We start from the raw sequence: 25770 nt of genomic DNA on the forward strand, positions 1-25770 counted from the left end.
GAGAGTTTGTTAGGAAGAACGCATAATAACGATGGCGATGAAAAAGTTGCTCATAGCGTCGCTGCTGTTTAGCAGCGCGACTGTATACGGTGCTGAAGGGTTCGTGGTGAAGGACATTCATTTCGAAGGCTTGCAGCGTGTCGCTGTTGGTGCGGCCCTCCTCAGTATGCCAGTGCGTCCTGGCGATACGGTGACCGACGATGATATCAGTAACACTATTCGCGCGCTGTTTGCCACTGGCAACTTCGAGGACGTCCGCGTCCTGCGCGATGGTGATACCCTGCTGGTGCAGGTGAAAGAGCGTCCGACGATCGCCAGCATCACCTTCTCCGGCAACAAGTCGGTGAAAGATGACATGCTCAAGCAGAACCTTGAGGCCTCTGGCGTTCGGGTGGGCGAGTCGCTTGACCGCACGACCATCGCGGACATCGAGAAGGGTCTCGAGGATTTCTACTACAGCGTCGGTAAATACAGCGCCAGCGTCAAAGCGGTGGTTACTCCGCTGCCGCGAAACCGTGTCGACCTGAAACTGGTCTTCCAGGAAGGCGTCTCCGCTAAAATTCAGCAGATCAACATCGTCGGCAACCATGCGTTTTCGACTGATGAGCTGATCTCCCACTTCCAGCTGCGCGATGAAGTGCCGTGGTGGAACGTGGTCGGCGACCGTAAATACCAGAAGCAGAAGCTGGCGGGCGACCTTGAAACCCTGCGCAGCTACTACCTGGATCGCGGCTATGCCCGTTTCAACATCGATTCTACCCAGGTCAGCCTGACGCCGGATAAGAAAGGGATCTACATCACCGTCAACATCACCGAAGGCGATCAGTACAAGTTTTCCGGGGTGCAGGTGACGGGCAACCTCGCCGGCCATTCCGCGGAAATCGAAGCGCTGACCAAAGTCGAGCCGGGTGAACTGTATAACGGCGCGAAAGTGACCAAGATGGAAAACGACATCAAGAAACTGTTGGGTCGTTATGGTTACGCCTACCCGCGCGTGCAGTCGCAGCCGGAGATCAACGACAGCGATAAAACCGTTAAGCTGCACGTCAACGTCGACGCGGGCAACCGCTATTACGTGCGTAAAATTCGCTTCGAAGGCAACGACACCTCCAAAGATGCCGTTCTGCGCCGCGAAATGCGCCAGATGGAAGGCGCGTGGCTGGGCAGCGACCTCGTCGATCAGGGTAAAGACCGTCTCAACCGTTTAGGCTTCTTCGAAACGGTCGATACCGATACCCAGCGCGTCCCGGGCAGCCCGGACCAGGTCGATGTAGTCTACAAGGTGAAAGAGCGTAACACCGGTAGCTTCAACTTCGGTATCGGTTACGGTACCGAGAGCGGCGTCAGCTTCCAGGCGGGCGTTCAGCAGGATAACTGGTTAGGTACTGGCTATGCTGTCGGGATCAACGGCACCAAAAACGACTACCAAACCTATACCGAGCTGTCGGTGACCAACCCGTACTTCACCGTAGACGGTGTGAGCCTCGGCGGCCGTGTCTTCTATAATGACTTTGATGCGAACGATGCGGATCTGTCTGACTATACCAACAAAAGCTATGGTACAGACATCACGCTGGGCTTCCCGGTCAACGAATACAACACGCTGCGCGCCGGCGTCGGGTATGTGCATAACTCCCTGTCCAATATGCAGCCGCAGGTGGCGATGTGGCGTTACCTGAACTCGATGGGCCAGTATCCGGACAACACCAACGACCGGAACTCGTTCAGTGCGAATGACTTCACCTTCAACTACGGTTGGACCTATAACAAGCTTGACCGCGGCTTCTTCCCAACGGAAGGTTCGCGCGTCAACCTGAACGGTAAAGTGACCATTCCGGGTTCGGACAACGAATACTACAAAGCGACGTTGGATACCGCCACCTATGTGCCGATCGACAACGATCATGAATGGGTGGTGCTGGGTCGTACCCGCTTTGGCTATGGCGATGGTATCGGCGGCAAAGAGATGCCGTTCTATGAGAACTTCTATGCCGGTGGCTCCAGCACCGTGCGTGGCTTCCAGTCGAACACCATTGGTCCGAAGGCAGTGTATTTCCCGGCAAGCAGCCGTCATGACGATGATGACAGCTACGATAATGAATGTAAGAGCACCGAATCCGCACCGTGTAAATCCGATGATGCGGTGGGCGGTAACGCGATGGCGGTGGCCAGCCTGGAGCTGATTACCCCGACGCCGTTCATTAGTGACAAATATGCGAACTCGGTCCGGACTTCCTTCTTCTGGGATATGGGTACCGTATGGGATACTCACTGGGATTCGAGCGCGTATGGCGGTTATCCGGATTACAGCGATCCGAGCAACATCCGTATGTCTGCGGGTATTGCCGTGCAGTGGATGTCGCCGTTGGGGCCGTTGGTCTTCTCCTACGCCCAACCGTTCAAAAAGTACGATGGAGACAAAGCCGAACAGTTCCAGTTTAACATTGGTAAAACCTGGTAATTGTTGGCGGCAATGGAATGCAAGTGCAGTATAGCGCTGACCGTAGGCGATAACGCGTTTATCGCCTCGCCACGCAAATAACGGTACCCCTGGGTACTCATGGGATGGTAAGGAGTTTATTGTGAAAAAGTGGTTATTAGCTGCAGGTCTGGGTTTGGCAATGGTAACTTCCGCTCAGGCGGCAGATAAAATTGCCCTGGTGAACATGAACAGCCTGTTCCAACAGGTTGCCCAGAAAACTGGCGTTTCCAACACGCTGGAAAACGAGTTCAAAGGCCGCGCTAGCGAACTGCAGCGTATGGAAGGCGACCTGCAGTCTAAAATGCAGCGTCTGCAGTCCATGAAGCCGGGCGCCGATCGTACCAAACTGGAAAAAGACGTGATGGCTCAGCGCCAGACCTTCTCCCAGAAAGCGCAGGCGTTTGAACAGGATCGCGCTCGTCGTTCCAACGAAGAGCGTGGCAAACTGGTGACCCGTATCCAGACTGCCGTACAGAGCGTAGCGAAAGATCAGAGCATCGATCTGGTGGTTGACGCGAATGCCGTTGCATACAACAGCAGCGATGTAAAAGACATCACCGCTGATGTGCTGAAACAGGTTAAATAAGTAATGCCTTCAATTCGACTGGCTGATCTTGCGCAGCAGTTGGATGCAGAATTACACGGTGATGGCGATATCGTCATCACCGGCGTTGCGTCCATGCAGAGCGCGAAAACGGGCCAAATCACTTTCATGGTCAACCCTAAGTACCGTGAACACCTGGCCGCTTGCCAGGCTTCTGCCGTTGTGATGACGCAGGATGATTTGCCTTTTGCCCATAGCGCCGCGCTGGTAGTGCGTAATCCCTACCTGACCTACGCGCGCATGGCTCAAATTCTGGATACCACGCCGCAGCCGGCACAGGATATCGCGCCGAGCGCGGTTATCGATCCGACGGCGAAGCTGGGTAGCAACGTTGCCATCGGCGCCAACGCCGTTATCGAATCCGGGGTAGAGCTGGGCGATAACGTGGTCATCGGCGCAGGCTGCTTCGTTGGGAAAAATACGAAAATAGGCGCCGGCTCGCGTTTGTGGGCCAATGTGACCGTTTACCATGAGATTGAGATCGGCGAGAATTGCCTGATCCAGTCCAGCACGGTGATCGGCGCGGATGGCTTCGGCTACGCCAACGATCGCGGCAACTGGGTGAAGATCCCGCAGCTGGGTCGCGTCATTATTGGCGATCGCGTGGAGATCGGCGCCTGCACCACAATTGACCGCGGCGCACTGGACGATACCGTGATTGGCAACGGGGTTATCATTGATAACCAGTGCCAGATTGCGCATAACGTGGTGATTGGCGACAATACCGCGGTTGCCGGCGGTGTCATCATGGCAGGCAGCCTGAAAATCGGCCGCTACTGCATGATTGGCGGCGCCAGCGTGATTAACGGCCATATGGAAATCTGCGATAAGGTCACCGTCACGGGGATGGGGATGGTGATGCGTCCTATCAGCGAACCTGGCGTATACTCCTCCGGTATTCCGCTGCAGCCGAACAAGGCGTGGCGTAAAACCGCTGCGCTGGTGATGAATATTGACGAGATGAGCAAGCGCCTGAAAGCGATTGAGCGCAAGGTTAATCAACAAGACTAATTCATCATTTGGTCACATGACATTTCCGGCCTGTTGCATTCGCTAAAAGATTGCCGCAGGCCGTGTTATTATTGCCTTTTAGTACATTTAGACAGGAAGAGTATTTTGACTACTGACACTCATACTCTGCACATTGAAGAGATTCTGGAACTTCTGCCTCACCGTTACCCGTTCCTGCTGGTAGACCGAGTGCTGGATTTTGAAGAAGGTCGTTTTCTGCGCGCAGTAAAAAATGTTTCTGTAAACGAGCCGTTTTTCCAGGGGCATTTCCCTGGTAAGCCGATTTTGCCGGGCGTCCTGATTCTGGAAGCAATGGCGCAGGCCACCGGGATTCTGGCATTCAAAAGCGTTGGAAAACTGGAACCAGGCGAGCTGTATTACTTCGCGGGTATCGATGAAGCACGTTTCAAACGCCCGGTAGTACCAGGCGATCAGATGATTATGGAAGTCACTTTCGAGAAAACCCGCCGCGGCCTGACCCGTTTTAAAGGCGTTGCGCTGGTTGACGGTAAAGTGGTTTGCGAAGCGACGATGATGTGTGCGCGTAGCCGGGAGGCCTGATACGTGATTGATAAAACCGCTTTTGTTCATCCTACCGCCATTGTTGAAGAAGGCGCCGTGATTGGCGCTAACGTCCACATTGGTCCGTTTTGTATTGTTGGCACCAACGTCGAAATCGGCGAAGGCACCGTACTGAAGTCTCACGTTGTCGTTAACGGCCACACCAAAATCGGCCGTGACAACGAGATCTATCAGTTCGCTTCCATCGGCGAAGTTAACCAGGATCTGAAATATGCTGGCGAACCAACCCGGGTGGAAATTGGCGATCGCAACCGCATTCGCGAAAGCGTCACCATTCATCGCGGCACAGTACAGGGCGGTGGATTAACAAAGGTGGGCAACGATAACCTGCTGATGATCAACGCCCACGTGGCGCACGATTGTACGCTTGGCGATCGCTGCATCCTGGCCAATAACGCGACGCTCGCGGGCCATGTTTCGCTGGATGATTATGTCATTATCGGCGGCATGACTGCGGTGCACCAGTTCTGCGTCATTGGCTCACACGTTATGGTTGGCGGCTGCTCCGGCGTAGCGCAGGACGTTCCGCCGTTCGTGATTGCCCAGGGCAACCATGCGACGCCGTTCGGCGTCAACATCGAAGGCCTGAAACGCCGCGGCTTCAGCCGGGAAGCGATTACCGCGATCCGCAACGCGTATAAACTGCTGTACCGCAGCGGCAAGACGCTGGAAGAAGCCAAGCCGGAGATCGCCGAACTGGCGACTCAGCATCCTGAAGTTCAGCCGTTTGTCGATTTCTTCGCCCGCTCTACCCGCGGCTTGATTCGTTAATGGCTGAACAGCGTCCCCTGACGATTGCCCTGGTCGCCGGAGAAACCTCCGGCGATATTCTTGGCGCCGGCCTCATCCGCGCCCTCAAAGCACGCATCCCGAATGCGCGCTTTGTCGGCGTGGCGGGACCGCTGATGCAGGCGGAAGGGTGTGAAGCCTGGTACGAAATGGAAGAGCTGGCGGTGATGGGTATTGTTGAAGTGCTCGGTCGCCTGCGTCGCTTACTCCATATTCGCGCCGATTTGACCCGCCGCTTCGGGGAGCTGCGTCCCGATGTTTTCGTCGGTATCGACGCCCCTGACTTCAATATTACCCTCGAAGGGAATCTGAAAAAGCAGGGCATCAAAACCATTCACTACGTCAGCCCATCGGTTTGGGCCTGGCGACAAAAACGCGTTTTCAAAATCGGCAGATCCACCGATCTGGTGCTGGCCTTTCTGCCTTTCGAAAAAGCGTTTTATGACAAATTTAACGTTCCCTGCCGCTTTATCGGCCATACCATGGCGGATGCGATGCCGCTGGATCCTGACAAAGGCGCCGCGCGCGACCGGTTAGGTATCCCGCACGACGTGCGTTGCCTGGCGCTGTTGCCCGGTAGCCGCGGCGCGGAAGTCGAAATGCTCAGCGCGGACTTCCTGAAAACCGCGCAGCTTCTGCGGGCTACCTATCCCGATCTGCAGGTGGTGGTGCCGCTGGTTAATGCTAAACGGCGGGAGCAGTTTGAGCGAATTAAAGCTGAGACGGCGCCGGATATGATCGTGCATATGCTGGACGGCCAGGCGCGCGATGCGATGATCGCCAGTGACGCCGCGCTGCTGGCCTCCGGGACGGCGGCGCTGGAGTGTATGCTGGCGAAATGCCCGATGGTGGTTGGCTATCGCATGAAGCCGTTCACCTTCTGGCTGGCGAAGCGGTTGGTTAAAACCGACTACGTCTCGTTGCCGAACCTGCTGGCCGGGCGCGAGCTGGTTAAAGAGCTGCTGCAGGATGAGTGCGAGCCGCAGGCGCTGGCTGCCGCCCTGCAGCCGCTGCTGGCCGATGGCAAAACCAGCCATGAGATGCATGAGACATTCCGCGCGCTGCATCAGCAGATCCGCTGCAACGCCGATGAGCAGGCGGCGTATGCCGTACTGGAGTTAGCAAAACAATGATGGAGTTCGTCTATCCGCATACCCATCTGGTTGCCGGCGTCGATGAGGTCGGGCGTGGCCCCCTGGTTGGCGCGGTGGTGACCGCGGCGGTGATCCTCGATCCGGCGAAGCCGATTGTGGGTCTGAATGATTCCAAAAAACTCAGCGAGAAGCGTCGACTGGCGCTCTTCGATGAGATTAAAGAGAAAGCGCTGTGCTGGAGCCTTGGGCGCGCCGAGCCGCATGAGATCGATGAGCTGAATATCCTGCATGCCACTATGCTGGCGATGCAGCGCGCCGTCGCCGGCCTGAGCATTGTGCCCGAGTTTGTCCTGATCGATGGCAACCGCTGTCCGTCGCTACCGATGCCCTCCCTGGCGGTGGTGAAAGGCGACAGCCGGGTAGCAGAAATCAGCGCAGCGTCTATTCTGGCAAAAGTCACTCGTGACGCCGAAATGGCCACGCTGGACCTCGCATTTCCCCACTACGGATTTGCCCAGCATAAAGGCTATCCCACCGCTGTACACCTGCAGAAGCTGCAGGAACACGGCGCAACAGAGCATCACCGGCGCAGTTTCGGCCCGGTGAAGCGTGCCCTGGGCCTGGCGTCCAACTAAGTCACCGGGATCTAAAGATGGCTGAACCACGTTTCGTACACCTGCGGGTGCACAGCGACTATTCCATGATCGATGGGCTGGCAAAGACCGGGCCGCTGGTCAAGAAGGCGGCCTCGCTTGGCATGCCAGCGCTGGCGATCACCGATTTCACCAACCTCTGCGGGCTGGTGAAGTTCTACGGGACGGGACACGGCGCGGGGATTAAGCCGATTGTCGGCGCCGATTTCCACGTGCAGTGCGACCTGCTCGGCGACGAATTTACCGAGCTGACCGTGCTGGCGGCGAACAACACCGGCTACCAGAACCTGACTCTGCTGATTTCCCGCGCCTATCAGCGCGGCTACGGCGCCCTGGGGCCGTGGATCGATCGCGACTGGCTGGTGGAACATCAGGAAGGGCTGATTCTGCTCTCCGGCGGCCGTAAAGGCGACGTCGGCGTCAGCCTGATCCGCGGCAACATGCCGCTGGTTGAGCAGTGCGTCTCCTTCTATGAAGAGCATTTCCCGGATCGCTATTTTCTGGAACTGATCCGCACCGGTCGTCAGGATGAAGAGAGTTATCTCCATGCCGCCGTGGCGCTGGCGGAAGCGCGTGGTCTGCCGGTAGTGGCGACCAACGATGTCCGCTTCCTCGACACTGGCGACTTTGACGCCCATGAAATCCGCGTCGCTATTCACGACGGCTTCACCCTCGACGACCCGAAACGGCCGCGCAACTACTCGCCACAGCAATATATGCGCAGCGAGGAGGAGATGTGCGAGCTGTTCGCCGATATTCCGGAAGCGCTGGCAAACAGCGTCGAGATCGCCAAACGCTGCAACGTCACCGTGCGGCTTGGCGAATATTTCCTGCCGCAGTTCCCGACCGGCGATATGACCACGGAAGATTTCCTGGTGATGAAATCGAAAGAGGGTCTGGAAGAGCGGCTGGAATTCCTCTTCCCGGATCCGGAAGTGCGCGCGAAGCGCCGGCCGGAATACGACGAGCGTCTGGATATCGAGCTGCAGGTGATCAACCAGATGGGCTTCCCCGGCTACTTCCTGATCGTGATGGAGTTTATCCAGTGGTCGAAGGATAACGGCGTGCCGGTCGGCCCGGGCCGCGGTTCCGGCGCCGGCTCGCTGGTGGCCTACGCGCTGAAGATCACCGATCTTGACCCGCTGGAATTCGACCTGCTGTTCGAACGTTTCCTCAACCCGGAACGTGTTTCGATGCCCGACTTCGACGTCGACTTCTGCATGGAGAAACGCGACCAGGTTATCGAGCACGTGGCGGATATGTATGGCCGCGACGCGGTATCGCAGATCATCACCTTCGGTACCATGGCGGCGAAGGCGGTCATCCGCGACGTGGGCCGCGTGCTGGGTCACCCGTACGGCTTTGTCGACCGCATCTCCAAGCTGGTGCCGCCCGATCCGGGCATGACGCTGGCGAAAGCCTTTGAGGCCGAGCCGCAGCTGCCGGAGATCTACGAGGCGGACGAAGAAGTGAAAGCGCTGATCGACATGGCGCGTAAGCTGGAAGGGGTGACGCGAAACGCCGGTAAGCATGCGGGCGGCGTGGTTATCGCGCCGACCAAAATCACCGACTTCGCCCCGCTGTATTGCGATGAGCAGGGGCTGCATCCGGTTACCCAGTTTGACAAGAACGACGTGGAATACGCCGGGCTGGTGAAATTCGACTTCCTCGGCCTGCGTACGCTCACTATCATTAACTGGGCGCTGGAGATGATTAACAAGCGCCGTGAGAAGAACGGCGAAGGGCCGCTGGATATCGCCGCCATCCCGCTGGATGACAAGAAAAGCTTCGACATGCTGCAGCGCTCGGAAACCACCGCGGTCTTCCAGCTTGAATCGCGCGGCATGAAAGATCTGATTAAACGCCTGCAGCCGGACTGCTTCGAAGATATGATCGCGCTGGTGGCCCTCTTCCGCCCGGGCCCGCTGCAGTCGGGGATGGTAGATAACTTTATCGACCGTAAGCACGGCCGCGAAGAGATCTCGTATCCGGACGTACAGTGGCAGCATGAAAGCCTGAAACCGGTGCTGGAGCCGACCTACGGCATCATCCTGTACCAGGAACAGGTCATGCAGATTGCCCAGGTACTGTCCGGATATACCCTCGGCGGCGCGGATATGCTGCGTCGTGCGATGGGTAAGAAAAAGCCGGAGGAGATGGCCAAGCAGCGTTCTATCTTTGAGGATGGGGCGAAGAAAAACGGCGTTGATGGCGAGCTGGCGATGAAAATCTTCGACCTGGTGGAGAAATTCGCCGGTTACGGGTTTAACAAATCGCACTCCGCCGCATACGCGCTGGTTTCTTACCAGACGCTGTGGCTTAAGGCGCACTATCCGGCTGAGTTTATGGCGGCGGTAATGACCGCCGATATGGACAACACCGAGAAGGTCGTTGGCCTGGTGGACGAGTGCTGGCGTATGGGGCTGAAAATTTTGCCCCCGGATATTAACTCCGGCCTGTACCATTTCCACGTCAACGACGACGGCGAGATCGTCTACGGTATCGGCGCCATCAAGGGCGTCGGCGAAGGGCCGATCGAAGCGATCATCGAGGCGCGCAACAACGGCGGTTATTTCCGCGAGCTGTTCGACCTCTGCGCGCGGACCGATATTAAAAAGCTCAACCGTCGGGTGCTGGAAAAACTGATTATGTCCGGGGCGTTCGATCGTCTCGGTCCGCATCGCGCGGCGCTGATGAATTCACTGGGCGATGCGCTGAAAGCCGCCGATCAGCACGCCAAAGCCGAGGCCATCGGCCAGGCCGATATGTTCGGTGTACTGGCGGAAGAGCCTGAGCAGATTGAACAGTCCTACGCCAGCTGCCAGCCGTGGCCTGAGCAGGTGGTGCTGGATGGTGAAAGGGAGACCCTGGGGCTGTACCTGACCGGGCACCCGATTAACCAGTATTTGAAAGAGATTGAGCGCTACGTCGGCGGCGTGAGGCTCAAAGACATGCATCCGACCGATCGTGGAAAAGTGACCACGGCGGCGGGGCTGGTGATTGCGGCGCGGGTAATGGTCACCAAGCGCGGCAATCGTATCGGCATCTGTACCCTGGATGACCGTTCCGGGCGGCTGGAAGTGATGTTATTCACCGACGCGCTGGATAAATATCAGCAGTTGCTGGAAAAAGACCGCATACTTATCGTCAGCGGACAGGTCAGCTTTGATGACTTTAGCGGGGGGCTTAAAATGACCGCCCGTGAAGTCATGGACATTGACGAAGCCCGGGAAAAATATGCTCGCGGGCTTGCTATCTCGCTGACGGACAGGCAAATTGATGACCAGCTTTTAAACCGACTCCGTCAGTCTCTGGAACCCCACCGTTCGGGAACCATTCCAGTGCACCTCTACTATCAGAGGGCGGATGCACGCGCGCGGTTGCGTTTCGGCGCAACATGGCGCGTCTCTCCGAGCGATCGTTTACTCAACGATCTGCGTGGCCTTATCGGCTCGGAGCAGGTGGAACTGGAGTTTGACTAATACAGGAATACTATGAGTCTGAATTTCCTAGATTTTGAACAGCCGATTGCAGAGCTGGAAGCGAAAATCGATTCCCTGACTGCGGTAAGCCGTCAGGATGAGAAACTGGATATTAACATCGACGAAGAGGTGCATCGTCTGCGCGAGAAAAGCGTAGAGCTGACGCGCAAAATCTTCGCCGATCTCGGTGCATGGCAGGTTGCGCAACTGGCGCGCCATCCGCGCCGTCCTTACACCCTGGATTATGTCCGCCTGGCGTTCGACGAATTTGACGAACTGGCCGGTGACCGCGCCTTCGCTGACGATAAAGCGATTGTCGGCGGTATCGCGCGTCTTGACGGTCGTCCGGTGATGATCATCGGCCACCAGAAAGGTCGCGAAACCAAAGAAAAAATTCGTCGCAACTTTGGTATGCCGGCCCCGGAAGGCTACCGCAAAGCGCTGCGCCTGATGGAGATGGCTGAGCGGTTTAAAATGCCGATCATCACCTTTATCGACACCCCGGGCGCCTACCCGGGCGTCGGCGCGGAAGAGCGCGGCCAGTCGGAAGCGATTGCCCGCAACCTGCGTGAGATGTCGCGTCTGAGCGTGCCGGTTATCTGCACCGTGATCGGCGAAGGCGGCTCCGGCGGCGCGCTGGCGATTGGCGTGGGCGACAAGGTCAATATGCTGCAGTACAGCACCTATTCGGTGATTTCGCCGGAAGGCTGCGCCTCCATTCTGTGGAAGAGCGCGGATAAAGCGCCGCTGGCTGCGGAAGCGATGGGCATTATCGCCCCGCGTCTGAAAGAGCTGAAGCTGATCGATTCTATCGTTCCGGAACCGCTGGGCGGCGCCCACCGCAACCCGGAAGCGATGGCGGCAAGCCTGAAAGCGCAGCTGCTGGCGGACCTGGCCGATCTCGATCTTCTCAGCGAAGAAGAGCTGCTGAACCGCCGCTATCAACGTCTGATGAGCTACGGTTACGCCTAAGTTTTCCGCTAGCGCAAAACACTAAGGGCCGGATTTTCCGGCCCTTTTTTTATGTGCGATGCGCCCAGGGGATTGCTATGATGCTGGACTTAGGTGAATACCAGGAGGAAAGCGTGAATATCATCGCCATCATGGGGCCTCACGGCGTCTACCACAAAGACGAGCCGATCAAAGAACTGGAAGCGGCGCTGCAGCGCCAGGGCTTTCAGACCATCTGGCCGCAAAATAGCGCCGACCTGCTGCAGTTTATCGAGCACAACCCGCGCATCTGCGGCGTGATCTTCGACTGGGATGAGTACAGCGTCGATCTGTGCAGCGATATTAACCAGCTCAATGAATATCTGCCTCTGTACGCCTTTATTAACGCCCACTCGACGATGGACGTCAGCAGTCAGGATCTGCGCATGACGCTGTGGTTCTTCGAATACGCGCTGGGACTCTCCGAAGAGATCGCCACCCGCATCGGGCAGTATACCCGCGAGTACCTGGACAATATCACCCCGCCATTTACCCGCGCGCTGTTTAACTATGTGCAGGAGGGGAAATATACCTTCTGTACGCCGGGTCATATGGGCGGTAGCGCCTATCAGAAAAGCCCGGTGGGCTGCCTGTTCTATGATTTCTTTGGCGGGAATACGCTGAAGGCGGATGTCTCGATTTCGGTCACCGAGCTGGGCTCCCTGCTGGATCATACCGGCCCGCATCTGGAGGCGGAGGAGTATATCGCTCGCGCCTTTGGCGCCGAGCAAAGCTATATGGTGACCAACGGTACCTCGACGTCCAATAAAATTGTCGGTATGTACTCGGCGCCCGCCGGCAGTACCCTGCTGATTGACCGTAACTGTCACAAATCGCTGGCCCACCTGCTGATGATGAGCGATGTGGTTCCCCTGTGGCTGAAGCCGACCCGCAATGCGTTAGGGATCCTCGGCGGTATCCCCCGGCGCGAGTTTACCCGCGACAGTATTCAGCAGAAAGTGCGCGACACGGGCGGGGCGCAGTGGCCCGTGCATGCGGTGATCACCAACTCCACCTACGATGGGCTGCTCTACAACACCACCTGGCTTAAAGAGACGCTCGACGTCCCGTCGATCCATTTCGATTCCGCCTGGGTGCCGTATACACATTTCCATCCGATATATCAGGGGAAAAGCGGCATGAGCGGTGAGCGGATCCCCGGAAAAGTCATCTTCGAGACGCAGTCGACGCATAAGATGCTGGCCGCGCTGTCGCAGGCCTCGCTGATCCACATTAAGGGCAACTATGATGAAGAGACCTTTAATGAAGCCTTTATGATGCATACCTCTACGTCGCCGAGCTATCCCATCGTCGCGTCGATTGAGACCGCGGCGGCGATGCTGCGCGGTAACTCCGGTAAGCGCCTGATCCAGCGCTCCATTGAGCGGGCGCTGGATTTCCGCAAAGAGGTGCAGCGACTGCGCGAGGAGTCGGACGGCTGGTTCTTTGATATCTGGCAGCCGGAAGCGGTGGATAAAGCCGAGTGCTGGCCGGTGGCGCCGGGCGAGGACTGGCACGGTTTCAAAGATGCCGATGCGGATCATATGTACCTCGATCCGGTGAAAGTCACCATTCTGACGCCGGGTATGGACGAGCAGGGGAATATGGATGAAGAGGGGATCCCGGCGGCGCTGGTGGCGAAGTTCCTCGACGAGCGGGGCGTGGTGGTGGAGAAAACGGGCCCCTACAACCTGCTGTTCCTCTTTAGCATCGGTATCGATAAAACCCGGGCGATGGGTCTGCTGCGCGGCCTGACCGAATTTAAGCGCGCCTACGATCTCAATCTGCGGGTGAAGAATATGCTGCCGGATCTGTACGCGGAAGATCCCGACTTCTACCGCAACATGCGGATCCAGGATCTGGCGCAGGGGATCCACCGCTTGATCCGCCAGCACCAGCTGCCGCAGCTGATGCTCAGCGCCTTTGACGTCCTGCCGGAAATGAAAATGACGCCGCATCATGCCTGGCAGCGCCAGATCAAGGGTGAGGTGGAAACTATTGAACTGGAGAACCTGGTGGGCCGAATTTCGGCCAACATGATCCTCCCTTATCCGCCGGGCGTACCGCTGCTGATGCCGGGAGAGATGATCACGGAGGAGAGCCGGGCGGTGCTCGACTTCCTGCTGATGCTCTGCTCAATAGGACGTCATTACCCGGGGTTTGAGACCGATATTCACGGCGCGAAGCGCGATGAGGACGGCGTGTATCGGGTACGAGTCTTAAAAAATGACGAAAGGCTTGCGCGTTAACGGCGCGCACGAGTAACGTGGCTGGCTTAACAGAAGGAGTTTGACCATGCTGGGTTTGAAACGGGTTCACCATATTGCCATCATTGCGACTGACTACGCCCGCAGTAAAGCGTTCTATTGCGATATTCTGGGGTTTACGCTGCAAAGCGAGTTTTATCGCGCCGAACGTGACTCCTGGAAGGGCGATCTGGCGCTCAACGGCGAGTATGTGATTGAGCTGTTCTCGTTCCCGTTTCCGCCGGCCCGACCCAGTCGTCCGGAAGCCTGCGGGCTGCGTCATCTGGCCTTTAGCGTGGATGATATCGACGCTGCGGTGGCGCACCTGACGGCGCATGGCGTGGAGTGCGAAGCGATTCGCGTCGATCCCTTTACCGGTAAACGCTTTACCTTCTTTAGCGATCCGGACGACCTGCCGCTGGAAATATATCAGCAGTAAACCTTGCCAGCGCGACCCTGGCCCGGTAACGTGCCGGGCCATCACTTCTCGGTATGTTTGTGGTTATGACGGCTAACATTGCGCATACGCTTCATCCCCATCGCCAGCTGCTGGTGGCCTTCAGCGGCGGTCTGGACTCGACGGTTCTCCTGCATCAGCTGGTGTTGCTGCGGGAACAGGATCCCTCTCTGACGCTGCGGGCGGTGCATGTTCATCACGGCCTTAGCGCCCACGCAGACGACTGGGTGGCGCATTGTCGGCAAATTTGCCAGCAGTGGCAGGTGCCGTTGGCGGTGCATCGCGTGACGTTAGCCCGGGGCGGCCTGGGCGTCGAGGCCCATGCCCGCGCGGCGCGCTATCAGGCCTTTCAGGAGACGCTCCGCGCCGGCGAAGTGTTAGTGACCGCTCAGCACCAGGACGATCAGTGTGAAACGCTGCTGCTGGCGTTAAAACGCGGCAGCGGTCCGACCGGCCTGTCGGCGATGGCGCCATCGTCTCCCTTTGCCGGCAGTCGACTGCTGCGTCCTCTCCTCAATGAAACCCGGGAATCGCTGCGCCAGTGGGCGCTCGCCCACCAGCTGTCGTGGATTGAAGATGAGAGTAATCAGGACGATACCTATGACCGCAACTTCCTGCGCCTGCGGGTGATCCCGGTGCTGCGTGAGCGCTGGCCGCACTTTAGCGAGGCCGTCGCCCGCAGCGCCAGCCTGTGCGCCGAGCAGGAGCAGCTGCTGGACGAGATGCTGGCGGCGGAGCTGGCGTCGCTGGTGGCCGAAGACTGGTCGCTGGCTATCGCGCCGCTGACGTCGATGAGTTCTCCCCGCCGCGCGGCGTTGCTGCGTCGCTGGCTCGCCGGGCAGCAGGCGCCGATGCCGGCCCGCGAGGTGCCTGAGCGCCTCTGGCACGAGGTGGCGCTGGCGCGGGAAGATGCCAGCCCCTGCCTGCGGTTGGGGGAATTTACCGTCCGCCGTTTTCAGCAGCGCTTGTACTGGGTGAGATATGTACCCGGGCAGACGGACAGCGTCCAGCACTGGACAGACTGGCGCCAACCGCTGCGGCTGGCGGACGGTCTTGGTGAGCTGGTGCTGCAGCCGGGCGGCAGGCTGCGCCCGCCCCCGGCGGATGAGCCAGTCACCGTCCGCTTTCGCGCCAACGGCCATCTGCATATCGTCGGGCGTCATGGCGGCCGTAAGCTGAAGAAGATCTGGCAGGAGCTGGGCGTTGCTCCGTGGCGACGAGACACCACGCCGCTGCTGTTTTACGGCGAAACGCCGATTGCCGCAGCGGACGATCTGTTTGTGACTAACGAAGGTGAAGTCAAAGACGGGGAAGGGGTCAGTCTGGCGTGGAGGAAAACGGGCGGTTAAGCCCGTTTTGATTCAGGATTCGCTCACCACCACGGTGCCGATTTCCGGGTGACTGAAGCTGGCGATTTTATCCAGGCGCAGCTCGCGGACGTTGCCGGCGAGTTCGACCACAAGATACTCGATATTTTTACGCGAGATTAGATCGCTGGCCTTCGCCTGCAGCTGTTCGCCATCCTTCAGCGCCAGCGTCAGCACCAGGTGATGCTGGCAGGCCAGCTCCAGGTTGTCGTAATCATCGCAGTTAATGGGTTGATAAGTATCATTCATTGACATAATCGCTCACCAGTAAGTTTGCTGCCGCATAAGCGGCCTTTTCCCTGACTGACTCCGAAAGGGCCTCATCCGCCGCAATCTCATTCAATACTTTCAACACGCAACCCAGCGCATCCGGGATATACCCTAAGTCTCCGCTGGCTATTTCCGCATACCGCTTGCGTATTAACTCACAATAGTGGTCCACATGCCCTCCTGTCAGCGTTCTGACTCAACCGTGGGATGCAAGTTTAAGCCTACGAAGATAAACTCTGTTTAGCAAGGGAACTATATCATAGTCATTTAAGCAATTTCAGCAGGATGAAACAGGTTGCTGCGATTGCTGACAGCCTTTTGTCGCCAGTTTCGCTACAATGTACGCCATTTTTTTCAGGAGTTTGTTCATGGCGCTGAAAGCGACGATATATAAAGCCGCGGTGAATGTAGCCGATCTGGATCGCAACCAGTTTCTGGATGCTAACCTGACGCTGGCGCAGCACCCGTCGGAAACCCAGGAGCGCATGATGCTGCGCCTGCTGGCGTGGATCAAATATGCCGATGAGCGGCTGCAGTTTACGCGCGGCCTCTCGTCAGACGACGAGCCGGAGCTGTGGCTGCTTAACGATCATCTCGGGGTTGATCTGTGGATCGAGCTGGGGCTGCCGGACGAGAAACGTCTCAAGAAAGCCTGCTCGCGGGCGCAGGCGGTGGCGTTGTTTGCCTATAACAGCCGGGCGGCTGAAATCTGGTGGCAGCAGAATCAGAACAAGCTTGCGGCGTACCCGAAGCTGACCATCTGGTATCTTGATGATGCCCAGCTGGCGCAGCTTAGCGCTTTTGCCGACCGCACGATGACGCTGCAGGCCACTTTGCAGGAGGGGAGCATCTGGTTGTCCGACGCTCAGAATAATCTGGAAATTCAGCTTACCGCCTGGCAAGGGCCGGCATGATTACTATCAGCCGCAGCGTGGCCATTGCCGATAACGAGATCACGCTGGAAGGTATTCGCGCCCAGGGGGCCGGGGGCCAACACGTGAACAAAGCGTCGACCGCGATCCATCTGCGCTTCGATATTAAAGCCTCGAGCCTGCCGGCGTTTTACAAAGAGCGCCTGCTCGCCGCCAGCCACCACTTAATTTCTGCTGACGGTGTGGTTATCATTAAGGCTCAGGAATATCGCAGTCAGGAGATGAACCGCGAAGCGGCGATCGCCCGGCTGGTGGCCCTTATCAAAGAATTGACCGCAGTGCAAAAAAGTCGCCGGGAGACGCGACCGACTCGGGCATCCAAAGAGCGACGCCTTGCTTCCAAGGCGCAAAAGTCCTCAGTCAAGGCGCTGCGTGGGAAAGTTCGCCAGTGAAGGCGTCGGCGAACGGGTGGAATGGATCATAAGGAAAGTAGAGTGAAGAAAATCATATTCTCCGTGATAGCGGCCTGTTCGCTGTTCGCGCTGTTTGGTTGTAACCATCGCGCCGAAACTGACACGGTCCAGCCGGCGGCGATGGAAGAGCTCAAGCCGATGCAGCAAAGCTGGCGCGGGGTGCTGCCTTGCGCGGATTGCGAAGGCATCGACACCTCGCTGTTCCTGGAAAAAGACGGCACCTGGGTGATGAATGAGCACTACCAGGGCGCGCGTCGTGAACCATCCTCCTTTGCCTCTTACGGCACCTGGGCGCGTACGGCGGATAAGCTGGTACTGACCAACAGCAAGGGCGAAAAATCGTACTTTCGCGCGAAGGGCGACAAGCTGGAGATGCTCGACCGCAACGGGAGCCCCATTCAGTCTCCCCTCAACTATACCCTGGAGCCGGTGAAGGCCAGCCTGCCGACCACCCCGATGGCGATGCGTGGCATGTACTTCTATATGGCCGATGCGGCAACCTTTACTGATTGCGCGACCGGTAAACGCATCGCGGTGGCGAATAATGCCCAGCTTGAGCGGGATTATGCCGCTGCCCGCGGCAATGATTCACGTCCGGTGCTGCTGGTGGTGGAGGGGCACTTTACCCTCGAGGCGAACCCGGATACCGGCGAAATGATGAAAACGCTGATGACGGATCAGGCTGGCAAATTTATTCCTGGGAAGGACTGCGGACACTGATTGTCCGGCTCCTGCCCGGGAAACGGGCAGGGGATACGCCTCAGCGGTAGCCGGCCAGCGGAATTGGGTCATTGTGGTTTTACCGTCCCCCCTTTTCCACTAACCATAGCGCACGAAGCATGAGCCTCATGACGGGGGTAAAGGGCAAATCGTTCTTTTACTCCGCACCGGCCTTCGGTTTGCTCAACCCCACCAGTTTACCGGCCTGAAGATAAACTCCCAGTTTCAGATGCCCGACATACTGCAGCTGCGTCTCGGGTTTAAAGGTGGCGACATCTCCTTCCCGCATGTGCAGCAGATCGGAAGGGCTGATCCACGCCGCCTGCGCCAGGGTCAGCGGATGCCCGGCTCTGACAAAGGCCTCGCTGACAAACTCCGAGCAAAACCACGCTTTCTTGTCGGGGCTGGCCCCATCGCCCAGTTGCGCTTTGGCCAGGCCGCTTACGCACTGCTGGCGAAAGTTACGCGAGAAAGGGTTGAGCGAGCAGAGCGGTTTGGTGACCATATAAGGGATAAACTGAATAATGCCGCGATAGTTATACCCGCTGTCTTTGACCTGCCAGGCAAAACCTCTCATCGCCATCGCCTGATCCGGCGTCAGATCGGGCACCCTGAGGGCAAAGAGTTTATCGCTGTGCGCCATCGCTTGCTGTAGCGATATCACCTGCACGCCGGCGCCGGTAGCCTCCGCAATTTGACCCTCGCCGAGATACAGCGCGACGTGGCTCACGGAAGAGGCGCTGAAGGCGCGGATCCCAAGCGAAGTGACGCCAAGGCTGGAGGAGAAGAGCAGGTCGCCGGAACGAAGGTCGCTTTCGGCGATTTCGCGCAGTCCGCTGCCGGCAATCGAGCTTTGACGCTGGAGGGTGACAGCCCATGGCGGTGAGCGGCCATCGGTAGCGGATGCGGAAGGGACGCTGCGGCCGACGTCTACAGTGCAGGCGGTAAGCAGGAGCAGGGCGGAGGTAAGCAGCCCGCTGCTGAGGAGAGGTGCAGTCATGGGTACAGTCCTTGTAAAAAAAAGGCCCTGACATCCGTTCAGGGCCCTGAGCTGTGTAATTAGCCTTTTATCGCTTTAACCAGATATTCCACAATATCCCCGGTCTTGATCAGCTGCTTCTCACCGTTGCGACGATACTTGTATTCGATATCGTCGTTGTCGAGGTTACGATCGCCCAGCACGATGGTGTGCGGGATGCCGATCAGCTCCATATCGGCGAACATCACGCCCGGACGCTCTTTACGATCGTCCATCAGCACTTCAATACCCTGGGCGCTCAGCTCGGCGTACAGTTTCTCCGCCAGCTCCTGCACACGGTAAGATTTATGCATGTTCATCGGCAGGATCGCCACCTGGAACGGCGCAATCGCATCCGGCCAGACAATACCGCGATCGTCAAAGTTCTGCTCAATCGCCGCCGCCACTACGCGAGTGACCCCGATACCATAGCAACCCATGGTCAGGATCTGGTTGCGGCCATCTTCGCCCTGGACCGCGGCTTTCATCGCCTCGGAGTACTTCGTCCCCAGCTGGAAGATATGACCCACTTCGATACCGCGCTTGATAAGCAGGGTACCTTTGCCGTCCGGGCTCGGATCGCCGGCAACGACGTTACGGATGTCAGCGACTTCCGGCGTGGCGACATCGCGGTCCCAGTTGATGCCGAAGTAGTGTTTGCCGTCGATGTTGGCGCCGGCGGCGAAATCGCTCATCACCGCCACAGTACGGTCGATAATCACCGGCACCGGTAGGTTCACCGGACCCAGGGAGCCCGGACCGGCTTTCACCAGGGCGCGGATCTCTTCTTCGGTGGCGAAGGTCAGCGGGCTGGCGACCTGCGGCAGTTTTTCCGCTTTCACTTCGTTCAGCTCGTGATCGCCGCGCACCAGCAGGGCAACCAGCGGGGAAGCGCTATCTTCAACCGCTTTCACCAGCAGGGTTTTCACGGTTTTTTCGATCGGCAGGTTGAACTGCTCAACCAGCTCGGCGATGGTTTTGGCGTTCGGCGTGTCGACCAGGGTCAACTCCTGGGTGGCGTCCGCGCGCGGCGTTTTCGGCGCAACGGCTTCCGCAAACTCGATGTTTGCCGCGTAGTCGGAGCTGTCGGAGAAGATCACATCGTCTTCGCCGCTCTGCGCCAGCACCTGGAATTCATGAGAGGCGCTGCCGCCGATGGAGCCGGTATCAGCCTGTACCGCACGGAAATCCAGCCCCATACGGCTGAAGATTTTGCTGTAAGCGGCGTACATCGCATCGTAGGTTTCCTGCAGCGATTCCTGCGAAGTGTGGAAAGAGTACGCATCTTTCATCAGGAATTCGCGGGAGCGCATCACGCCGAAACGCGGGCGCACTTCGTCGCGGAATTTGGTCTGGATCTGATAGAAGTTCAGCGGCAGCTGCTTATAGGAGTTCAGCTCGTTGCGGATCAGATCGGTGATGACCTCTTCGTGGGTTGGACCGAGGACGAACGGACGATCGCCACGATCGGCAATGCGCAGCAGTTCCGGGCCGTACTGCTCCCAGCGACCGCTCTCCTGCCACAGTTCAGATGGCTGAACGACCGGCATTAACACCTCGATCGCACCGGCGTTGTTCATCTCTTCACGCACGATGTTTTCGACTTTTTTCAGGACGCGCACGCCGGTCGGCAGCCAGGTGTATAACCCGGAGGCCAGCTTGCGGATCATCCCGGCGCGCAGCATCAGCTGGTGGCTGATTACCTCGGCGTCGGCAGGTGTCTCCTTCAGAGTGGAGAGCAGATATTGGCTAGTACGCATGTTGTAACGGTTCCAGTTAAACGAGCGGAACAGGCTGGTTGCCCAGCCTGAAACAAAAAAAGTGGTTTAGTTTACCAGTGTGGCAAAGATGCCAAAAGAGAGGAAAATAAAATTAGCGCGCTTCGAGGGCAAAGACTTCAAAACCGGAGGCAGTCACCCGCCAGCGGACGTTGAAATCCAGCAGCCAGACGGCGTAATTTTTGCCTGCCTCTTCCTCCTTACGGTAGGCCGGACGCGGATCCTGCGCCAGCACCTCTCGGATAAACGCCTTCAGGTGCGGATAACGCTTCTCCAGATGCAAAAGCTGCGTTTCGACGTCGGCGGTAAAACTGACGACCTGATCCGCCTGCGGCGCCTGTTGCGCGTAGCTGGCGTGCGCGTCGGGCAGCGCTTCGGCAAACGGCAGATAGGGTTTGATGTCGACCACCGGCGTACCGTCGACGAGATCGAGGCTGCCGAGTTCCAGTATCACCTGCTCTTTCTGACAGCGAACGCCCTTCAGCTCAACCAGAGACATGCCAATGGGATTGGGGCGAAAGGTGGAGCGGGTGGCGAAGACGCCCATACGCGCGTTGCCCCCGAGACGGGGAGGGCGCACCGTCGGACGCCAGCCGCCTTCCATGGTCTGATGAAACACAAACAGGATCCACAGATGGCTGAAGCTTTCCAGACCACGCACGGCGTCGGCCTGGTTGTAGGGCGCGATCAGATGGAGTTCTCCGCCGCCGTGCTTGACCAGACCCGGCTGGCGAGGTACGGCAAACTTCTCTTTATACGGCGAGCGGATCACGCCTATCTGCGCGAACTGAAATGCACTCATTGCGCCGAGACGTTAAGCGCCGAGCCCAGACAAACCGCCTGACGGTAGCAGCCTGGGGTGCCGCTGGTCACTTCGCAGCGGTGCAGCAGGACAGCATTGGCTTTCATACGTGCGGCATTAATCTGCAGGCGCTTGCGGGCGGTAGGGATATTCGGCGGAGAATCCTGATTCGAGGCCTGGCAGGACTCGCCAGACACTTCCCCCAGATCGCGGAATGGTTTACCTACCAGCTCTGACGCATCGGTATAAATACGTACCGGCGCCGGACGGGTTGCGCGTGGTTTGCTCGGCTCAGATTTAACCGGGGGAGTTGCAGTGCTTTGAACAGGTTCAACGGGAGATCTGCTTAGCATGGAACAACCGCTTAACATGAGTGCTAACAAACAGACCGGTAAAGCACGCATAGTATTTCCTCAATGAATAAAAAACAGGGCGTTATTGAATCAGGTGCTTGCATAAATGACAAGACGGGCGTGAAGCCCGTCCTGAATGATATTACGGTGAGAAAAGATTACCAGCCTTTCACTGCGCCGCCGTTAAAGATCTTGTTTGCTGCTTCGTAAACTTCATCGCTCTGGTAAGCCTGAACGAATTTTTTCACATTCTCAGCATCTTTATTGTCTTCACGCGCCACGATCAGGTTCACGTACGGCGACTCTTTCCCTTCAACAAAGATGCCGTCTTTCGCCGGGGTCAGGCCAATCTGGCTGGCGTAAGTGGTGTTGATAACGGCCAGCGCAATCTGCGCGTCGTCAAGAGAACGCGGCAGCTGCGGCGCTTCCAGTTCAACAATCTTCAGGTTTTTCGGGTTCTCGACGATATCCAGCGAGGTCGGCAGCAGGCCTACGCCGTCCTTCAGTTTGATCAGGCCCACCTGCTGCAGCAGCAGCAGAGAACGACCGAGGTTGGTCGGATCGTTAGGGACGGCGATCTGCGAGCCCGGCTGCAGTTCGTCCAGCGATTTGATTTTCTTCGAGTAACCCGCGATCGGGTAGACGAAGGTGTTGCCGACAGCCACCAGCTTGTAGCCGCGGTCTTTAATCTGCTGGTCGAGATACGGTTTATGCTGGAAGGCGTTGACGTCGATATCGCCTTTGCTCAGCGCTTCGTTCGGCAGAACGTAATCGTTGAAGGTCACCAGCTCAACGTCAAGGCCATACTTCTCTTTTGCCACTTTCTGCGCGACTTCAGCGACCTGCTGCTCCGCCCCGACGATAACGCCGACTTTAATATGATTCGGATCTTTTTCATCCTGACCGCAACCCACCAGCGCCAGAGAACCGATTAACGCACCAACTGCCGCAAAGGTTTTGAAATTAAAGGCCATGTTATTTCCTTCCTGTAAGAATGAGTGTTGTCTGCCAATAACGTTATTTATGAGTCACAGCCCGGACGATGCGATCGCCAGAGAATTGAATTAAATAAACCAGAATAACCAGCAATACCAGTACGGTATTCATTACGGTGGCGTTGTAACCGATATAGCCATACTGATAACCAATCTGCCCCAGACCGCCGGCGCCCACCGCGCCGCCCATGGCGGAATAGCCCACCAGGGTGATCAGGGTGATGGTGGCGGCGTTGACCAGACCCGGCAGCGCTTCAGGCAGTAGAACCTTACGCACGATCTGCAGCGGCGTGGCGCCCATCGCCCGGGAGGCTTCGATAAGGCCGGTCGGGATCTCCAGCAGGGCGTTCTCCACCATGCGAGCGATAAACGGCGCGGCGCCCACCGTCAACGGCACGATCGCCGCCTGCAGGCCGATTGAGGTGCCGACGATCACGCGGGTAAATGGGATCATCCAGACCAGCAGGATAATGAACGGGATGGAGCGGAAAATGTTCACCAGCGCCGACAGCGTCCGGTACAGTTTAGCATTGGCGACGATTTGCCCCGGACGGGTCACGTACAGCAGCACGCCCACCGGCAGACCAAGGACAAAACCGAAGAAGCCGGAGACAAAGGTCATTGCCAGCGTTTCCCATACGCCGCGCAACAGCAGCCACATCATTGCCTCAGACATAACCCAATACCTCTACTTTTACATGATGTTCCTGCAGCCAGGCGATAGCCGCCTGAGTGTCTTCCTGTGTACCGTGCATTTCGGTCAGCATGATGCCGAACTTCACCCCGCCGGCATAATCCATCTGCGCGCTAATAATGTTGTTATTCACGTTGAAGCGACGCGCGGTTTCAGAAAGCAGCGGCGCATCGACGGAGTGGCCGGTAAATTCCATGCGCAGCATCGGTACGCTATCCGCTGTGGCGGTAGGTTTCAGGCGCGCCTGGTAGTCATCCGGAATATCCAGGTGCAACGTCGACTGAATAAACTGCTGGGCCAGCGGCGTCTTCGGATGGGAGAAGACTTCGCTCACCGTGTCCTGTTCAATCAACTGGCCGTTGCTAATCACCGCCACGCAGTCGCAGATGCGTTTCACCACATCCATTTCGTGGGTGATCAGCAGGATGGTCAGCCCCAGGCGACGGTTAATGTCTTTCAGCAATTCGAGAATGGAACGGGTGGTGGCCGGATCCAGGGCGCTGGTGGCTTCATCGCACAGCAGCACCTTGGGGTTACTGGCCAGCGCGCGGGCAATGGCGACACGCTGTTTCTGGCCGCCGGAGAGATTAGCCGGATAGCTGTCGTGCTTATCGCCCAGGCCGACAAGATCCAGCAGCTCCGTCACACGGCGTTTGATTTCTGCCTGTGGCGTGTTATCCAGCTCCAGGGGTAACGCCACGTTGCCGAAAACGGTGCGGGATGCCAGCAGGTTAAAATGCTGGAAAATCATGCCAATCTGACGGCGAGCGCGGGTTAGCTCTTTTTCCGACAGCGCAGTCAGTTCCTGACCGTCAACCTGTACGCTGCCCTCGGTCGGGCGCTCCAGCAGGTTAACGCAGCGAATCAGCGTACTTTTACCGGCGCCTGAGGCACCGATGACGCCGTAAATTTGTCCGGCAGGGACATGCAGGCTGACATTGTTCAGCGCCTGAATGCTGCGATTCCCCTGCTGGAACACTTTGGTGATATTGGAAAGTTTAATCATCAGTTATTTATTATCGTTTAGCCGTTTGCCGTGGCATTTTCTTCTGCCGTATCCAGGCGATGCCTGGCAATGAAATGGATGTTAAGGCATCCAGACGTCTAAATCAATCTGACTCTTTATAATGAGCACTTTCTTGCATGCGGAAACATGCGATACTAACGGCACTAGCCTTTTTCAGGAGCAAACCGGTGGCAAAGTCAGTACCCGCAATTTTTCTCGACCGTGACGGCACCATTAATGTCGATCATGGCTACGTCCACGAAATCGACAATTTTGAATTTATCGATGGCGTCATTGACGCAATGCGCGAGCTCAAAGAGATGGGCTACGCGCTGGTGCTGGTCACTAACCAGTCCGGTATTGCTCGCGGTAAATTTACCGAAGCCCAGTTTGAAACGCTGACCGAATGGATGGACTGGTCTCTGGCAGACCGTGGCGTCGATCTGGACGGTATCTATTATTGCCCGCATCACCCGCAGGGTGCGGTTGAGGAGTACCGTCAGACCTGTGATTGCCGTAAACCGCATCCGGGGATGCTGATCTCCGCCCGCGATTATCTGCATATCGATATGGCCGCTTCCTATATGGTAGGGGACAAACTGGAAGATATGCAGGCTGCAGCGGCCGCTGATGTCGGTACTAAAGTGCTGGTGCGTACCGGTAAGCCTGTTACTGAAGAAGCGGAAAAAGCCGCGGATTGGGTGCTAAATAGCCTGGCCGAGCTGCCGGCGGCGATTAAAAAGCAGCAAAAATAAGCGTTGCGTATAAAAGATGAGCGGTTGAAATAAAATTGTATTTTTCCGCTTGTCATTCCCGGCGGGCTCCCTATAATGCGCCTCCATCGACACGGCAGATGTGAATCACTTCACACAAACAGCCGGTTCGGTTGAAGAGAAAAATCCTGAAAAACGGGTTGACTCTGAAAGAGGAAAGCGTAATATACGCCACCTCGCGACAGAGCGCTAAAGCGCGTCGCAACTGCTCTTTAACAATTTATCAGACAATCTGTGTGGGCACTCAAAGTGACATGGA

25 protein-coding genes are annotated in these 25770 nt (G+C 57.5%); 16 read left to right on the forward strand and 9 right to left on the reverse strand.

Annotated elements, in window-relative coordinates:
* Positions 1–31 precede the first annotated feature (31 nt).
* The 12 genes from bamA to tilS all read left to right on the forward strand — a co-directional run bounded on the left by bamA (position 32) and on the right by tilS (position 15739).
* Positions 32–2461, forward strand: a complete 2430-nt coding sequence (gene bamA, locus ABLX76_RS24155; protein WP_023292048.1) for an outer membrane protein assembly factor BamA — start codon at positions 32–34, stop codon at positions 2459–2461.
* A 121-nt stretch (positions 2462–2582) separates the two neighbouring features.
* A complete protein-coding gene (gene skp / locus ABLX76_RS24160; protein ID WP_002889325.1) occupies positions 2583–3068 on the forward strand; it encodes a molecular chaperone Skp in 486 nt (161 codons plus the stop codon).
* Between the two features lie 3 nt (positions 3069–3071).
* Positions 3072–4097, forward strand: coding sequence for a UDP-3-O-(3-hydroxymyristoyl)glucosamine N-acyltransferase (lpxD, locus tag ABLX76_RS24165; protein WP_032452898.1), 1026 nt, complete (start codon positions 3072–3074; stop codon positions 4095–4097).
* 105 nt (positions 4098–4202) lie between these two features.
* Entirely contained in the window at positions 4203–4658 is a 456-nt protein-coding gene (fabZ, locus tag ABLX76_RS24170) for a 3-hydroxyacyl-ACP dehydratase FabZ (RefSeq protein WP_004145858.1), read from the forward strand.
* A gap of 3 nt (positions 4659–4661) precedes the next feature.
* Positions 4662–5450: an acyl-ACP--UDP-N-acetylglucosamine O-acyltransferase gene (lpxA, locus tag ABLX76_RS24175; RefSeq protein WP_261901759.1), complete on the forward strand. Its 789-nt coding sequence runs from the start codon at positions 4662–4664 to the stop codon at positions 5448–5450.
* Positions 5450–6601: a lipid-A-disaccharide synthase gene (gene lpxB / locus ABLX76_RS24180; RefSeq protein WP_348875389.1), complete on the forward strand. Its 1152-nt coding sequence runs from the start codon at positions 5450–5452 to the stop codon at positions 6599–6601. The genes lpxA and lpxB overlap by 1 nt, the downstream gene beginning before the upstream one ends.
* Complete coding sequence (gene rnhB, locus ABLX76_RS24185; RefSeq protein ID WP_004204458.1) at positions 6598–7197, forward strand: ribonuclease HII; 600 nt, start codon at positions 6598–6600, stop codon at positions 7195–7197. Before lpxB ends, rnhB begins: the two co-directional genes overlap by 4 nt.
* 17 nt (positions 7198–7214) lie before the next feature.
* Positions 7215–10697, forward strand: a complete 3483-nt coding sequence (dnaE, locus tag ABLX76_RS24190; protein WP_023292051.1) for a DNA polymerase III subunit alpha — start codon at positions 7215–7217, stop codon at positions 10695–10697.
* A 12-nt stretch (positions 10698–10709) separates the two neighbouring features.
* Complete coding sequence (gene accA, locus ABLX76_RS24195; RefSeq protein WP_004145855.1) at positions 10710–11669, forward strand: acetyl-CoA carboxylase carboxyl transferase subunit alpha; 960 nt, start codon at positions 10710–10712, stop codon at positions 11667–11669.
* Between the two features lie 113 nt (positions 11670–11782).
* A complete protein-coding gene (locus ABLX76_RS24200; RefSeq protein ID WP_004204462.1) occupies positions 11783–13936 on the forward strand; it encodes a lysine decarboxylase LdcC in 2154 nt (717 codons plus the stop codon).
* Positions 13937–13982: 46 nt separating this feature from the next.
* Positions 13983–14372 (forward strand): VOC family protein, encoded by a 390-nt coding sequence (locus ABLX76_RS24205; protein WP_002889387.1) that lies wholly within the window; start codon positions 13983–13985, stop codon positions 14370–14372.
* A gap of 53 nt (positions 14373–14425) precedes the next feature.
* Positions 14426–15739 (forward strand): tRNA lysidine(34) synthetase TilS, encoded by a 1314-nt coding sequence (gene tilS, locus ABLX76_RS24210; RefSeq protein WP_348875390.1) that lies wholly within the window; start codon positions 14426–14428, stop codon positions 15737–15739.
* Between the two features lie 12 nt (positions 15740–15751).
* Here the strand turns inward: tilS and rof are convergent, their stop codons facing one another.
* Positions 15752–16012: a Rho-binding antiterminator gene (gene rof, locus ABLX76_RS24215; protein ID WP_002889424.1), complete on the reverse strand. Its 261-nt coding sequence runs from the start codon at positions 16010–16012 to the stop codon at positions 15752–15754.
* Entirely contained in the window at positions 15999–16199 is a 201-nt protein-coding gene (locus tag ABLX76_RS24220) for a YaeP family protein (protein ID WP_002889429.1), read from the reverse strand. The genes rof and ABLX76_RS24220 overlap by 14 nt, the downstream gene beginning before the upstream one ends.
* Before the next feature lie 196 nt (positions 16200–16395).
* Between ABLX76_RS24220 and ABLX76_RS24225 the strand changes: the two genes are divergently transcribed.
* The 3 genes from ABLX76_RS24225 to nlpE are packed head-to-tail and all read left to right on the forward strand — an operon-like array spanning position 16396 to position 18092.
* Entirely contained in the window at positions 16396–16941 is a 546-nt protein-coding gene (locus ABLX76_RS24225; protein WP_023292054.1) for a YaeQ family protein, read from the forward strand.
* On the forward strand, positions 16938–17351 hold the full coding sequence (arfB, locus tag ABLX76_RS24230) for an alternative ribosome rescue aminoacyl-tRNA hydrolase ArfB (protein ID WP_004204468.1): 414 nt from the start codon (positions 16938–16940) through the stop codon (positions 17349–17351). The genes ABLX76_RS24225 and arfB overlap by 4 nt, the downstream gene beginning before the upstream one ends.
* Positions 17352–17393: 42 nt before the next feature.
* A complete protein-coding gene (gene nlpE, locus ABLX76_RS24235; protein WP_086075002.1) occupies positions 17394–18092 on the forward strand; it encodes an envelope stress response activation lipoprotein NlpE in 699 nt (232 codons plus the stop codon).
* A gap of 157 nt (positions 18093–18249) precedes the next feature.
* On the opposite strand, the gene ABLX76_RS24240 is transcribed toward nlpE, so the two are convergent.
* From ABLX76_RS24240 to metN, 7 genes are all read right to left on the reverse strand, one after another.
* The gene (locus ABLX76_RS24240) at positions 18250–19092 is read right to left on the reverse strand and encodes a YaeF family permuted papain-like enzyme (protein WP_065882731.1); all 843 of its coding nucleotides are present in this window, start codon (positions 19090–19092) and stop codon (positions 18250–18252) included.
* Positions 19093–19151: 59 nt separating this feature from the next.
* Entirely contained in the window at positions 19152–20870 is a 1719-nt protein-coding gene (gene proS / locus ABLX76_RS24245; RefSeq protein ID WP_032452990.1) for a proline--tRNA ligase, read from the reverse strand.
* Between the two features lie 112 nt (positions 20871–20982).
* Entirely contained in the window at positions 20983–21690 is a 708-nt protein-coding gene (tsaA, locus tag ABLX76_RS24250; RefSeq protein ID WP_065882729.1) for a tRNA (N6-threonylcarbamoyladenosine(37)-N6)-methyltransferase TrmO, read from the reverse strand.
* Positions 21687–22094, reverse strand: a complete 408-nt coding sequence (rcsF, locus tag ABLX76_RS24255) for an Rcs stress response system protein RcsF (RefSeq protein ID WP_023292059.1) — start codon at positions 22092–22094, stop codon at positions 21687–21689. The genes tsaA and rcsF overlap by 4 nt, the downstream gene beginning before the upstream one ends.
* A 107-nt stretch (positions 22095–22201) precedes the next feature.
* Positions 22202–23017 carry a methionine ABC transporter substrate-binding lipoprotein MetQ gene (gene metQ, locus ABLX76_RS24260; RefSeq protein WP_002889445.1) on the reverse strand — a complete coding sequence of 272 codons (816 nt, stop codon included), beginning with the start codon at positions 23015–23017 and terminating at the stop codon, positions 22202–22204.
* A gap of 43 nt (positions 23018–23060) precedes the next feature.
* Positions 23061–23714, reverse strand: a complete 654-nt coding sequence (locus ABLX76_RS24265) for a methionine ABC transporter permease MetI (protein ID WP_004204478.1) — start codon at positions 23712–23714, stop codon at positions 23061–23063.
* Positions 23707–24738: a methionine ABC transporter ATP-binding protein MetN gene (gene metN / locus ABLX76_RS24270; RefSeq protein ID WP_002889450.1), complete on the reverse strand. Its 1032-nt coding sequence runs from the start codon at positions 24736–24738 to the stop codon at positions 23707–23709. The genes ABLX76_RS24265 and metN overlap by 8 nt, the downstream gene beginning before the upstream one ends.
* A 188-nt stretch (positions 24739–24926) precedes the next feature.
* On the opposite strand from metN, the gene gmhB reads away from it, so the two are divergent.
* Positions 24927–25493, forward strand: a complete 567-nt coding sequence (gmhB, locus tag ABLX76_RS24275) for a D-glycero-beta-D-manno-heptose 1,7-bisphosphate 7-phosphatase (RefSeq protein WP_023292060.1) — start codon at positions 24927–24929, stop codon at positions 25491–25493.
* The last annotated feature ends 277 nt before the right edge of the window (positions 25494–25770 follow it).

Source organism: Klebsiella sp. JB_Kp004 (genome assembly GCF_040065795.1).
Classification (GTDB): Bacteria; Pseudomonadota; Gammaproteobacteria; order Enterobacterales; family Enterobacteriaceae; genus Klebsiella; species Klebsiella quasipneumoniae.

Bases quoted from the DNA above. Each gene is read 5' to 3' on its own strand.
- proS (WP_032452990.1), bottom strand. From the start codon at position 20,870: ATGCGTACTAGCCAATATCTGCTCTCCACTCTGAAGGAGACACCTGCC.
- rnhB (WP_004204458.1), top strand. From the start codon at position 6,598: ATGATGGAGTTCGTCTATCCGCATACCCATCTGGTTGCCGGCGTCGAT.
- ABLX76_RS24265 (WP_004204478.1), bottom strand. From the start codon at position 23,714: ATGTCTGAGGCAATGATGTGGCTGCTGTTGCGCGGCGTATGGGAAACG.
- arfB (WP_004204468.1), top strand. From the start codon at position 16,938: ATGATTACTATCAGCCGCAGCGTGGCCATTGCCGATAACGAGATCACG.
- rof (WP_002889424.1), bottom strand. From the start codon at position 16,012: ATGTCAATGAATGATACTTATCAACCCATTAACTGCGATGATTACGAC.
- bamA (WP_023292048.1), top strand. From the start codon at position 32: ATGGCGATGAAAAAGTTGCTCATAGCGTCGCTGCTGTTTAGCAGCGCG.
- lpxD (WP_032452898.1), top strand. From the start codon at position 3,072: ATGCCTTCAATTCGACTGGCTGATCTTGCGCAGCAGTTGGATGCAGAA.
- metN (WP_002889450.1), bottom strand. From the start codon at position 24,738: ATGATTAAACTTTCCAATATCACCAAAGTGTTCCAGCAGGGGAATCGC.
- ABLX76_RS24205 (WP_002889387.1), top strand. From the start codon at position 13,983: ATGCTGGGTTTGAAACGGGTTCACCATATTGCCATCATTGCGACTGAC.
- rcsF (WP_023292059.1), bottom strand. From the start codon at position 22,094: ATGCGTGCTTTACCGGTCTGTTTGTTAGCACTCATGTTAAGCGGTTGT.
- ABLX76_RS24225 (WP_023292054.1), top strand. From the start codon at position 16,396: ATGGCGCTGAAAGCGACGATATATAAAGCCGCGGTGAATGTAGCCGAT.
- lpxB (WP_348875389.1), top strand. From the start codon at position 5,450: ATGGCTGAACAGCGTCCCCTGACGATTGCCCTGGTCGCCGGAGAAACC.
- accA (WP_004145855.1), top strand. From the start codon at position 10,710: ATGAGTCTGAATTTCCTAGATTTTGAACAGCCGATTGCAGAGCTGGAA.
- dnaE (WP_023292051.1), top strand. From the start codon at position 7,215: ATGGCTGAACCACGTTTCGTACACCTGCGGGTGCACAGCGACTATTCC.
- metQ (WP_002889445.1), bottom strand. From the start codon at position 23,017: ATGGCCTTTAATTTCAAAACCTTTGCGGCAGTTGGTGCGTTAATCGGT.
- ABLX76_RS24240 (WP_065882731.1), bottom strand. From the start codon at position 19,092: ATGACTGCACCTCTCCTCAGCAGCGGGCTGCTTACCTCCGCCCTGCTC.
- tsaA (WP_065882729.1), bottom strand. From the start codon at position 21,690: ATGAGTGCATTTCAGTTCGCGCAGATAGGCGTGATCCGCTCGCCGTAT.
- tilS (WP_348875390.1), top strand. From the start codon at position 14,426: ATGTTTGTGGTTATGACGGCTAACATTGCGCATACGCTTCATCCCCAT.